Here is an 11,423-nt window from a genome sequence, read left to right as displayed (position 1 = left end):
AGGCAAGGCATGAACGCCCAGCGTGACATCCGCGGCGTGTTGATCTCGGTGACCGGCGGCCGTTTGCTGCTGCCCAACGCCAGCGTGGCCGAGGTCATCACTTTCTCCGAGCCCGAAGTGCTGGCCAATGCGCCCGAGTGGCTGCTCGGCCGCGTGCGCTGGCGCGGCTGGCGCTTGCCGCTGCTGTCGTTCTCGCGCCTGGCCGGCTGGTCGGAGGAGGGCGGCCAGATGGGCGCCAAGGTGGCCGTGCTCAAGGCGCTGGGCGGCAATGCCAAGCTGCCGTTCTTCGCCGTGCTGTCGCAAGGCTTCCCGCGCCTGGTGACGGTGTCGGCGGCTGCCCTCAAGGAATCGCACGACATCAAGGACCTGCCGCTGGGCGTGCATGCCCGCGTCACCCTCAACGACGACCCGGCCGTGGTGCCCGACCTGATGAGCGTCGAGCTGCTGATCCAGAAGGCCCTCGGCGAGGCCCAGGCCGCCTGAACTCCTGTAGGAGGGCCTTCAGGCCCGACCTGCCAGTCGGCCCTGAAGGGCCTCCCACAAGAACTTCAGCCGAGGTCGCCGTACAGCGCCTGCAGCGCGGCAATCGCCGCCAGTCCCGCCGTTTCGGTGCGCAGTATGCGCGGCCCCAGGCGCAGGCCGCGGAAGCCCGCCGCGTGCAGCGTGGCGCGGTCGCGGTCCGACAGCCCACCCTCCGGCCCCACCGCCAGCGCGACGCTGTCGCCCGGCGCCAGCGCCAGGTCCGGCAGGCACAGCTCGCCCGCGGGGTCGAGCATCAGTTTCACCGTGGCCGTTTCCGCCGCCGCATAAGCCGCCAGCGCGACCGGCTCGGCCAGCCGCGGCAGGCGCGCGCGCCCGCTCTGCTCGCAGGCCGCGGCCAGAATGCCGCGCCAGTGCGCCAGCCGCTTCGCCGCGCGTTCGGCATCGAGCTTCACTTCGGTGCGCTCGGTGTTCACCGGCGCGAAGGCCATCACGCCCAGCTCGGTGGCCTTCTGCAGCACCAGGTCCATCTTCTCGCCGCGGGCGATGCCCTGGGCCAGGGTCAGGGCCAGCGGTGATTCGTTCGCCACCGTCGCGGCCGCGCCCACTTCCGCTTCGGCGCCGCGTTTGCCCAGCGACACCAGCCGGGCGGCATGGTCGCGGCCATCGCCGTTGAACAGCACCACGGCGTCGCCCAGGCCCAGCCGCAGCACGCGCACCAGGTGCGCGGTGGCGGCCTCGGGCAAAGTGACCACGGCGCCTTCGGCCAGCGGCGCGTCCACGTAGCAGCGGATGGTCCTCATGGCCCGATGGCCTCCTCGATGGCGCTGGCGGTGACCGCGGCCAGGTGCAGCAATTCTTCCTCGCCCACGCAGTAGGGCGGCATCCAGTACAGCACGTCGCCCAGCGGTCGCAGCACCACGCCGCGTTCGATGGCGTGGCGGTAGGCGCGCAGGCCGGCGCGGCCGGCGATCTCCACCGCGGTGCCATCCTCGCCGCTGGCGGCACGGGTTTCGATGGCCAGGATCATGCCGGTCTGGCGCACCTGCGCCACCCGCGGGTGCGCGGCCAGCGGCGCGGCCAGTTCGGCCATGCGCTCGGCGGTGCGGCGGTTGCGCGCCAGCACGTCGTCCTTGCCGAAGATTTCCAGCGAGGCCAGGGCCGCCGCGCAGGCCAGCGGGTTGCCGCTGTAGCTGTGCGAATGCAGGAAGGCGCGCTCGCGCGAGTCGTCGAGGAAGGCCTCGTACACGTGGTCGGTGGTGAGCACGGCCGACAGTGGCATGAAGCCGCCGGTCAGGCCCTTGGACAGGCACAGGAAATCCGGCGCGATGCCGGCCTGCTCGCAGGCGAACAGCGTGCCCGTGCGGCCAAAGCCCACGGCGATCTCGTCGGCGATCAGGTGCGCGCCGTGCGCGTCGCAGATCTCGCGCGCGCGGCGCAGGTAGGCCGGGTGGTGCATGCGCATGCCGCCGGCGCACTGCACCAGCGGCTCGAGGATGAGCGCGCTGATCTCGCCGGGGTGCGCCTCGAAGATCGCCTGCAGCTCGCCGGCGCGGCGCAGCGCGCAGGCCTCGGCCGATTCGCCGGGCGCGGCCTCGAAGGCGTCGGGCGAGGGCGCGAACAGCGGCTGCAGCAGCAGCGGCGCGTACACGCGGCGGTAGAGCGGGATGTCGCCCATCGACAGCGCGCCCAGGGTTTCGCCGTGGTAGCTGTTGCCCAGCGCCACGAAGCGCGTGCGCCGGGTGTCGCCGCGGTTGTAGTGGCTGTGGAAGCTCATCTTGAGCGCCACTTCGATCGCCGCCGAGCCGTTGTCGGCGTAAAAGACCTTGGCCAGCGGCGCGCGCCCGGCCTGGCGCGGCGCCACGGCCAGCAGGGCCTCGGCCAGGCGCAGGCCCGGCTCGTGCGAGAAGCCGGCGTAGATCACGTGCTCGAGTTCGCCGGCCTGGCGGGCGATGGCCGCGGCGATGCGCGGCTCGGCGTGGCCGAACAGGTTGGTCCACCAGCTGCTGACCGCGTCGAGGTAGCGCTTGCCGTCCACGCCCTCGAGCCAGGCGCCGCGGGCGCGCCGGATCGGCACCAGGGGCAGGGTGCCCGGGTGCTCCTTCATCTGGGTGCAGGGATGCCAGACGCTGGCCAGGTCGCGTTCGCGCCAGGCCGCCGCGTCCAGGCGGCTGAAGTCGGTGGGGCTGTCCATGCGCGGATGATCCGCGCCGCGGGCGCGCCTGTCCAACGCCGGCACGGGGCGCCGGCAGCGGCTAGAATCAGGCCATGCGCCCCCTGCCGACCATCCACGCCCGCGAAGAACAGGCCCTCGAGGGCGGTCGCCGGGAAACCCTGGACCTGGAGTTCAGCAACGGCGAGCGCCGGCGCTACCAGCGCCTGGTCAGCGGCGGCCACGGCTCGGTCATCATCGCCGCCGTCCCGGAGCCGGGCACGGTGCTGCTGATCCGCGAATACGCCGCCGGCACCCACCGCTACGAGCTGGGCCTGCCCAAGGGCCGCATGGACGCCGGCGAGACGGTCGAGCAGGCCGCCAACCGCGAGCTCAAGGAAGAGGTGGGCATGGGCGCGCGCAAGCTCACCCAGGTGCGTTCGATCACCCTGGCGCCCACCTACATGAGCCACCAGATCCAGCTGGTGCTGGCCGAGGACCTCTACCCCGAGCGCCTGCCCGGCGACGAGCCCGAGGAACTCGAGGTCATCCCCTGGCGGCTCGACCGCCTGCACGAACTGATGCTGCGCGAGGACTGCTCGGAAGGCCGCTCGCTGGCCGCCCTGTTCATCGTGCGCGAACTGCTGAAGGAACGAGGGTGAAGGACCTGCGCGAGGCCTGCATCGGCCTGGCCCGCGGGGCCGGCGCCGCGATCCTGGACGTCTACGCCAGCGATTTCGCCGTGCAGGCCAAGGACGACGACTCCCCGCTGACCCAGGCCGACCTGGCCTCGCACCGGCTGATCGTCGCCGGCCTGCGCGCGCTCACGCCCGACATCCCGGTGCTGAGCGAGGAGGACGCCGGCATCGCGTGGTCGGTGCGCCGCACCTGGCGGCGGCACTGGCTGGTGGACCCGCTCGACGGCACCCGCGAGTTCGTCAAGCGCAACGGCGAATTCACCGTCAACATCGCGCTCATCGAGGACGGCCGGCCGGTGCTGGGCGTGGTGTACGCGCCGGTGTTCGACTACCTGCTGCACGGCCTGGCCGGCGACGGCGCCTACCTGCGCGAGCGCGGCGAGGACCGCCGCCTGGCCACGCGCCGCCCGGCGGCCGCGCCGCTGCGCGTGGCCGCCAGCCGCTCGCACCTGGACGAGCGCACCGCCGCCGCGCTGGCGCGCATGGGCGACACCGAGCGCCATGGCCTGGGCTCGTCGCTGAAGTTCTGCCGCATCGCCGAGGGCGTCATCGACGTCTACCCGCGCTTCGGCCCCACCAGCGAGTGGGACACCGCCGCCGCGCAGTGCGTGCTCGAGGCCGCGGGCGGCGCGGTGCTGCGCCTGGACGGCGCGCCGCTGGACTACAACCGCAAGGACGACATCCTCAACCCGCATTTCATCGCGCTTGGCGACGCCGGCCTGCCCTGGCGCGACTGGCTCGGGACCGACGTCAATGGCTGAGATCGGCGAACTGCTGGCGATCATGGCGCGCCTGCGCGATCCGGAGCGCGGCTGCCCCTGGGACGTGAAGCAGGACTTCGCCTCGATCGCGCCCTATACCATCGAGGAAGCCTACGAGGTGGCCGACGCCATCGATCGCGGCGACCTGGACGACCTGCGCGACGAACTGGGCGACCTGCTGCTGCAGGTGGTCTTCCACGCGCGCATGGCCGAGGAGGGCGGGCATTTCGCCTTCGGCGACGTAGTGGCGGCGATCCGCGACAAGATGCTGCGACGCCACCCGCACGTGTTCTCGGCGCGGGAGCGCGCGGTCGCCGGTGACGCGGGGGAGGATGCCGACGTGGCCAGCGCCGAGGCGCAGACCGTGGCCTGGGAAGAGCACAAGCGCCGCGAGCGCGCCGCCCGTGGCGACGCCGACGCCAGCGTGCTGGCCGGCATTTCGCGCGGCCTGCCCGAGTGGCAGCGCTCGGTGAAGCTGCAAAAGCGCGCGGCCACGGTCGGTTTCGACTGGCCCGGTCCGGCGCCGGTCATCGCCAAGCTGCACGAGGAAATCGAGGAAGTGCGCGTGGAGTTCGACGCCGTCGCCGCCAACCCGGCCGACGCCGCGGCCCGCGACCGGCTCGAAGACGAGCTGGGCGACGTGCTGTTCGTGGTCGCCAACCTCACCCGGCACGCCAAGGTGGATTTCGGTGCGGCCCTGCGCCGCGCCAACGCCAAGTTCGAGCGCCGTTTCCGGCGCATGGAGCAGCTGGCCGCCGCCGAGGGCCGCGCCCTGGCCGACCTGCCGCTGGACGCCCAGGACGCCCTCTGGAGCCGCGCCAAGTCCGAAGGCCTTTGATGCCCCCGTAGGAGCGCCTTCAGGCGCGAATCTTTTGGCTTTGCTCCGGCAAAGAGGGAATTCGCGCCTGAAGGCGCTCCTACAACGGACCTGGATTGCGGCACAATCGCGAGGTACAGGAGGATTCCGCCATGGCCCAGACCGGCTTCGCCAGCTTCCGCGAGTTCTATCCCTTCTACCTGGGCGAGCACGCCAACCGCACCTGCCGGCGCCTGCATTTCGTCGGCAGCTGCGTGGCGCTGGGCTTCCTGGCCGCCGCCGTCGCCACGCTCAACGCCTGGTGGCTGCTGGCGGCCCTGGTCAGCGGCTACGCCTTCGCCTGGGTCGGCCACTTCTTCTTCGAGCACAACCGTCCGGCCACCTTCAAGCACCCCTTCTATTCCTTCGCCGGCGACTGGGTGATGTTCAAGGACATGCTCACCGGCAAGATCCCGTTCTGAGGGCTTATTCCCAGAAGATGAGGAAAGCCGCGACCACGATCAGGGCGAAGCCGGCGACGTGGTTCCACTTGATCTGCTCGCCCAGGTACCAGACCGAAAAGCCGGCGAATACGAGCAGGGTGATGATCTCCTGCATGCCCTTGAGCTGGGGCGCGCTGTAGACCGCGTGGCCCAGCCGGTTGGCCGGCACCTGCAGGCAGTACTCGAAGAAGGCGATGCCCCAGCTGGCGAAGATGACGATCCAGATCGGGCTGGACTTGTACTTCAGGTGCCCGTACCAGGCGAAGGTCATGAAGACGTTCGACAGCACCAGCAGGACGATCGGGGTGAGGTAGGCGCTGAGGGTGGCGGGCATGGTGACGGGGCGAGGGGAGGGGGCAGCCCTCACGGTACCTTGGCGCCGGCTTCACACGCGACTCACCCCCTCGGGCGTCTACTCTTCACAAACCTGAAGACGCTATCTTCACATCCCGAGGAGACCCCGATGCGACGCGATGACCCGGCTGGCCTGATCCTGGTGGTGGAGGACAACCGCAACCTGTCCGAGATGGTCGGCGAATACCTCGAGTCCAAGGGCTTCGGGGTGGACTACGCCACCGACGGCATGGACGGTTACCGCCTGGCGGCCGACAACAGCTACGACGTGGTCGTGCTCGACCTGATGCTGCCGCGCATGGACGGGCTGGAGGTCTGCCGTCGCCTGCGCAACGAGGCCAAGAAGTCCACGCCCGTGCTGATGCTCACCGCCCGCGACACCCTCAACGACAAGGTCGTGGGCCTGGAGGCCGGCGCCGACGACTACCTGGTCAAGCCCTTCGCCATCCAGGAACTCGAGGCCCGCGTGCGCGCGCTCATCCGCCGCGACCGCCGCCAGGTGAGCGCCGAAGTGCTGAAGGTGGCCGACCTGGTGCTCGACACCGCCAGCCTGCGCGTCACCCGCGCCGGCCAGGAAATCCAGCTCTCGCCCATCGGCCTGCGCCTGCTGACCATCCTGATGCGCGAATCGCCGCGCGTGGTCACCCGCCGCGACATCGAGCGCGAGATCTGGGGCGATGGCCTGCCCGATTCCGACACCCTGCGCAGCCACCTCTACAACCTGCGCAAGGCCATCGACCGGCCCTTCGACCGCCCGCTGCTGCACACCGTGCAGACCGCCGGCTATCGCATCGCCGACCTCGACGCGCCGCCGGCGGCCTGATCCATGCCCAGCCGCACGGGTCTTCGCCGCAAGATCTGGACCGTCTTCATCCTGCAGGCCGCGGCGATCAGCTTCGCCGCGGTGCTGGGTGTGTACGGCGCCTCGGCCGTGCTCAAGCACGTGCTGATCCAGACCGCGCTGCAGGAAGAGGCCAGGCACTACTGGCAGCGCATGCAGGCCGACCCCGGCGCCGAGGTGCCCGACACCTACAACATGACCGGCTACCTGGTGCCCGCCGGCGGTTCCAACGCGCGCCTGCCGGCCGACATCCGCACGCTGCCCGTTGGTTTCCACGCCCTGCCGCGCGCGCTCGGCGGTTCGCTGGTGCTGGTGGACGAAGACCGCAACGGCCACCGGCTCTACCTGCTGTTCAAGCAGGAACAGGTGGACAACCTCGCGTTCTGGTTCGGCATGGCGCCATTGGCGATCGTGCTGGTGGTGATCTACGTGATCGCCTGGACGACCTACCGCGCCTCGAAACGGGCCGTGTCGCCGGTGATCTGGCTGGCCTCGCAGGTGCAGCGCTGGGACCCGAAGCGGCCCGAGTCGGCCATGCTCAAGCCCGAGAACCTGCCCACCGACGTCGAAGGCGAAACGCTGGTGCTGGCGCAGTCGCTGCACGACTTCGCCAGCCGCATCGAGAGTTTCGTGGAGCGCGAGCGCGACTTCACCCGCGACGCCTCCCACGAGCTGCGCACGCCGCTCACCGTCATCCGCGTGGCCGGCGACATGATGGCCGGCGACGACAGCCTCTCGCCGATGGCGCGCAAGGCCCTGGGCCGCATCCAGGGCGCGGGCCGCGACATGGAGGCGCTGATCGAGGCCTTCCTCATCCTCGCCCGCGAGGGCGACACCGGCCTGCCCGACGACGACTTCGACGTGTGCGAGGTGGTGGCCGAGGAGGTCGACAAGGCGCGCCTGCTGCTGGCCGGCAAGCCCGTCGAGGTCTCCTGCGAGCGCAAGCAGGGCTTCGAACTGCATGCGCCGGCGCGGGTGCTGTCGGTGATGGTGGGCAACCTGCTGCGCAACGCCTGCAACTACACCGAGTCCGGGCGCATCGTCGTCACCGTCGACAACGGCCAGATTTCGGTGGCCGACACCGGCATCGGCATGGACGAGGCGCAGCTGGCGCGCGTGTTCGAGCCCTTCTACCGCGGCGCCAACCACAACAAGGAAGGCCAGGGCATCGGCCTGTCCATCGTCCAGCGCCTGTCGGCCCGCTATGGCTGGCCGGTGCGGCTCGAGAGCCAGCCGGGCGTGGGCACCACGGCCACGATCAGCTTTCCCGACCACCGACCCGCCGACTGACACGCGGGCGCGGTCAACCTTCGCCGCGCCCGCGCGTTAAGCTTCCCGATTGCCCCACGCCCACGGAGTCCCGATGCCCGCCGCACGTTCCCGCCTGCCCCGAATCCTGACCGTCGCCATCGTGGCCGGCGTGGCCCTGCTCGCCGCCTGGTGGTTCCTGGCCGGCCAGCGCGAGCCCGACGCGGGCTACCGCACCGCCAAGGTCGACCGCGGCGACGTGGCGGTGGTGATCTCGGCCACGGGCACGCTGCGCGCCACCACCACGGTGGACGTGGGTTCGCAGGTCTCGGGCCTGGTGCAGGACGTGCTGGTGGACTACAACGACCAGGTCAGCCGCGGCCAGGCCATCGCGCGGCTCGATCCGGCGCCGTTCCAGACGCGCCTGCAGCAGACCGAGGCCGACCTGGCCAGCGCCCGCGCCTCGGTGACCGAGGCCCGCGCCACGCTCAAGAACGCCGAGGCCGATTACGCCCGCAAGTCCGACCTCGTGGCGCGCCAGCTGATCGCCCGCAGCGAGGCCGACCAGGCCCTGGCGGCGCGCGACCAGGCCCGCGCCCGCGTCGCTTCCGCCGAAGCCGCCGTGCTGCAGCGCCAGGCCGCGGTGAACAACGCGCGCCTGGACGTGGACTACGCCATCATCCGCTCGCCCGTGGACGGCGTGGTGCTGCTGCGCGACATCGAGCCCGGCCAGACCGTGGCCGCGAGCTTCCAGACGCCGGTGCTGTTCCAGATCGCCGAAGACCTCTCGCAGATGCAGATCGACCTGAGCGTGGACGAGGCCGACGTGGGCCAGATCCGCGAAGGCCTGGCGGTGAAGTTCACCGTCGACGCCTTCCCCGACCGCGAGTTCGAGGGCGCCGTGCGCCAGGTGCGCCTGGCCGCCACCGCCACCGCCAACGTCATCACCTATCCGGTGGTGGTGCAGGTGCAGAACGAAGACCAGAGCCTGCTGCCGGGCATGACCGCCAGCGCCGAGATCGTGGTCAGCCAGCGCGAGGGCGTGCTGCGCGTGCCCAACGCCGCGCTGCGCTTCCAGCCGGCGGGTGCCGCGGCCCCGGCGGCCGCGGGCGCCGGCGGCGCGCGCGGCGGCATGGGCGCGGACCTGCCGGCGCTGGCCGCCGACCTCAGGCTGGCCCCGAACCAGCAGGCCGCGTTCGACGCCGCGATGCAGGTGATGCGCGAGCGTGCCGAGGCGCGCGCCGCGGCGATGCGCAACGCCGGTGCCGGCCAGGGCGGCGCCCCGGGCGGGCAGGGCGGTGCGCCAGGCGGCGGCATGCCTTCGCCCGAGGCGATGCGCGCGCGCATGATGGAAGCCTTCGAGCGCAATTTCGCCGACTTCCGCGCCACGCTCGACGAAGCGCAGCGCAGCCAGTGGGACGCCGGCCTGCGCGCCATGGCCACGGCCCGCCGCGGCACGCTGTGGACGCTCGACAAGGGCCAGCCGGTGGCCGTGCCGGTGCGCCTGGGCGTCTCGGACGGCACGCTGACGGAAGTCAGCGGCGTCGACGAGGGCGCCGAGGTCATCACCGGCCAGGAGCGCCGCGCGCAATGAGCGAGCGCACGCCCCTCATCCTGACCGAGGGCCTGGGCAAGGTGTATTCCGCGGGCACCGCCGCCGAAGTGGTGGCGCTGCGCGGCGTCGACCTGCGCATCGACCACGGCGAGTTCGTGGCGATCATGGGCGCCTCGGGCTCGGGCAAGTCGACGATGATGAACCTCATCGGCTGCCTCGACACGCCCACCTCCGGCCGCTACCTGTGCGACGGCGTGGACGTGGCCACGCTCGATGCCGCCGGCCTCGCGCGCCTGCGCCTGGAGAAGATCGGCTTCGTCTTCCAGGGCTTCAACCTGCTCTCGCGCCAGACCGCGCTGGAGAACGTGATGATGCCGCTGGTGTATGCCGGCGTGCCGGTGGCCGAGCGCGAGCCGCGCGCCCGCGAGGCCCTGGCCCAGGTGGGCCTGGTCGACCGCGCCGACCACAAGCCCAGCGAGCTCTCGGGTGGCCAGCAGCAGCGCGTGGCCATCGCCCGCGCACTCATCAACCAGCCGCCGCTGCTGCTCGCCGACGAACCGACGGGTGCGCTCGACTCGCGCACCAGCGAGGAAATCATGGCGCTGTTCGAGCGCCTGCAGGCCGGCGGCCGCACCATCGTGCTGATCACGCACGAGCAGCCGGTGGCCGACCACGCCGACCGCATCGTGGTGATGCACGACGGCGAACTCCACGAACAGGGCTGGACGGCCCCGGGGAAGGGCAAATGACGCTTTCCGACGTGCTGCGTTCGGCAGTCTTTTCGCTGCGCGGCAACTGGCTGCGCTCCATCCTCACCGCGCTCGGCGTGATCATCGGCATCGCCGCGGTCATCGTCATGGTGTCGGTCGGCCAGGGCACCCAGGCGGCGCTCGACGAGATGATCTCCAAGCTCGGCTCGAACCGGCTCGAGGTTTTCGGCGGCTCGATGCGCGGCCCGGCCCGCGGCGGCGCCGGCAGCCAGGCCTCGCTGACCGACGGCGACGCCGAGGCCATCCGCAACGAGGTGCAGGGCGTGCAGTACGTCGCCACTTCGGTCTCCGGCGGCGGCCAGGTGGTGTTCGCCGAGAAGAACTGGTCCACGCGCTGGGAAGGCGTGAACGCGGACTACTTCCCGGTCAACGACTGGCAGCTGGTGCTGGGCGCGGAGTTCAGTCCGCGCGACTACAGCTCGGCCAACAAGGTGGTGATCCTGGGCGAGACGGTGCGCCGCGAGCTGTTCGGCGACGCCGACCCGGTGGGCGCCACCGTGCGCTTCGGCCGCACGCCGATGCGCGTGGTGGGCGTGCTGGCGCCGAAGGGCCAGGGCAGCTGGGGCCAGGATTCCGACGACATCATGATCGTGCCGCTTGAAACCGGGCGACGCCGGCTCTCGGCCGCGGCGGCGGCCGCCGCCGCGCCCGCGGGCGCCGCCGGTGCCGGCGGGGCGATCACGCCGCGCCGCGCCGACGTGATCCAGCGCATCTCGGTCGGCGTGGCCAGCGCCAGCGACCTGCCGCACGTCGAGGAAGACCTCAATGCGCTGCTGCGCCAGCGCCACCGCATCGCGCCCGGCGCCGAGGACGACTTCGCGGTGCGCAACATCGCCGAGATCGTCAACACCCGCAACCAGACCACCCTGCTCATGTCCTGGCTGCTGGGCGCGGTGGCCAGCATTTCGCTCATCGTCGGCGGCATCGGCATCATGAACATCATGCTGGTGTCGGTCACCGAGCGCATCCGCGAAATCGGCCTGCGCATGGCGGTGGGCGCCGGCCCGCGCGAAATCCAGCACCAGTTCCTGGCCGAGGCCATGCTCATCTCGCTCGGCGGCGGCCTCATCGGCATCGGGCTGGGCGTGGCCGGCGCGCTGCTGGTGAGCAAGTTCGGTTCGCTGCCGGTGCAGCTCGACGCGCAGGTGGTGGCGATGGCCACCGGCTTCTCGGTCGCCACGGGCCTGTTCTTCGGCTACTACCCGGCCCGAAAGGCCGCGCGCCTGGACCCCATCGAGGCCCTCCGCCACCAGGGTTAGACTGCG

Annotated in this window: 13 protein-coding genes; 10 read left to right on the top strand and 3 right to left on the bottom strand. The window is 71.5% G+C overall.

Translation table 11 applies throughout. The features are described 5' to 3' along the window. The first annotated feature begins 9 nt into the window (after positions 1-9). Complete coding sequence (locus ABS41_RS07195) at positions 10-483, top strand: chemotaxis protein CheW (protein WP_290592367.1); 474 nt, start codon at positions 10-12, stop codon at positions 481-483. A 65-nt stretch (positions 484-548) separates the two neighbouring features. Here ABS41_RS07195 and ABS41_RS07190 read toward each other — a convergent pair whose 3' ends face one another. Together ABS41_RS07190 and bioA are read right to left on the bottom strand one after the other, a co-directional pair. Then, positions 549-1,283: a 16S rRNA (uracil(1498)-N(3))-methyltransferase gene (locus ABS41_RS07190; RefSeq protein ID WP_290592365.1), complete on the bottom strand. Its 735-nt coding sequence runs from the start codon at positions 1,281-1,283 to the stop codon at positions 549-551. Then, positions 1,280-2,674: an adenosylmethionine--8-amino-7-oxononanoate transaminase gene (gene bioA / locus ABS41_RS07185; RefSeq protein ID WP_290592363.1), complete on the bottom strand. Its 1,395-nt coding sequence runs from the start codon at positions 2,672-2,674 to the stop codon at positions 1,280-1,282. The genes ABS41_RS07190 and bioA overlap by 4 nt, the downstream gene beginning before the upstream one ends. Before the next feature lie 74 nt (positions 2,675-2,748). On the opposite strand from bioA, the gene nudE reads away from it, so the two are divergent. The 4 genes from nudE (at position 2,749) to ABS41_RS07165 (ending at position 5,369) form a co-directional block, all read left to right on the top strand. Further along, on the top strand, positions 2,749-3,294 hold the full coding sequence (gene nudE / locus ABS41_RS07180; RefSeq protein WP_290592361.1) for an ADP compounds hydrolase NudE: 546 nt from the start codon (positions 2,749-2,751) through the stop codon (positions 3,292-3,294). Beyond that, entirely contained in the window at positions 3,291-4,091 is an 801-nt protein-coding gene (gene cysQ, locus ABS41_RS07175; RefSeq protein WP_290592359.1) for a 3'(2'),5'-bisphosphate nucleotidase CysQ, read from the top strand. The genes nudE and cysQ overlap by 4 nt, the downstream gene beginning before the upstream one ends. Beyond that, on the top strand, positions 4,084-4,929 hold the full coding sequence (mazG, locus tag ABS41_RS07170; RefSeq protein ID WP_290592357.1) for a nucleoside triphosphate pyrophosphohydrolase: 846 nt from the start codon (positions 4,084-4,086) through the stop codon (positions 4,927-4,929). Before cysQ ends, mazG begins: the two co-directional genes overlap by 8 nt. Before the next feature lie 131 nt (positions 4,930-5,060). Continuing rightward, positions 5,061-5,369: a DUF962 domain-containing protein gene (locus ABS41_RS07165; RefSeq protein ID WP_290592355.1), complete on the top strand. Its 309-nt coding sequence runs from the start codon at positions 5,061-5,063 to the stop codon at positions 5,367-5,369. Between the two features lie 4 nt (positions 5,370-5,373). Here the strand turns inward: ABS41_RS07165 and ABS41_RS07160 are convergent, their stop codons facing one another. Beyond that, positions 5,374-5,724, bottom strand: a complete 351-nt coding sequence (locus tag ABS41_RS07160; RefSeq protein WP_290592353.1) for a DMT family protein — start codon at positions 5,722-5,724, stop codon at positions 5,374-5,376. A gap of 129 nt (positions 5,725-5,853) precedes the next feature. Here ABS41_RS07160 and ABS41_RS07155 point away from each other — a divergent pair, with 129 nt between their 5' ends. The 5 genes from ABS41_RS07155 (at position 5,854) to ABS41_RS07135 (ending at position 11,417) form a co-directional block, all read left to right on the top strand. Beyond that, positions 5,854-6,567, top strand: a complete 714-nt coding sequence (locus ABS41_RS07155; protein WP_106989210.1) for a response regulator transcription factor — start codon at positions 5,854-5,856, stop codon at positions 6,565-6,567. 3 nt (positions 6,568-6,570) lie between these two features. Then, a complete protein-coding gene (locus tag ABS41_RS07150) occupies positions 6,571-7,875 on the top strand; it encodes an ATP-binding protein (protein WP_290592350.1) in 1,305 nt (434 codons plus the stop codon). A 73-nt stretch (positions 7,876-7,948) separates the two neighbouring features. Beyond that, positions 7,949-9,427: an efflux RND transporter periplasmic adaptor subunit gene (locus ABS41_RS07145; protein WP_290592348.1), complete on the top strand. Its 1,479-nt coding sequence runs from the start codon at positions 7,949-7,951 to the stop codon at positions 9,425-9,427. Further along, entirely contained in the window at positions 9,424-10,137 is a 714-nt protein-coding gene (locus ABS41_RS07140; RefSeq protein WP_290592346.1) for an ABC transporter ATP-binding protein, read from the top strand. The genes ABS41_RS07145 and ABS41_RS07140 overlap by 4 nt, the downstream gene beginning before the upstream one ends. Beyond that, positions 10,134-11,417, top strand: a complete 1,284-nt coding sequence (locus ABS41_RS07135) for an ABC transporter permease (protein ID WP_290592344.1) — start codon at positions 10,134-10,136, stop codon at positions 11,415-11,417. Before ABS41_RS07140 ends, ABS41_RS07135 begins: the two co-directional genes overlap by 4 nt. Positions 11,418-11,423 lie beyond the last annotated feature (6 nt).

It is taken from the genome of Arenimonas sp. SCN 70-307, from assembly GCF_001724815.1.
Taxonomy (GTDB): domain Bacteria; phylum Pseudomonadota; class Gammaproteobacteria; order Xanthomonadales; family Xanthomonadaceae; genus Arenimonas.
This window is presented reverse-complemented; position numbering and strand designations above follow the sequence as displayed.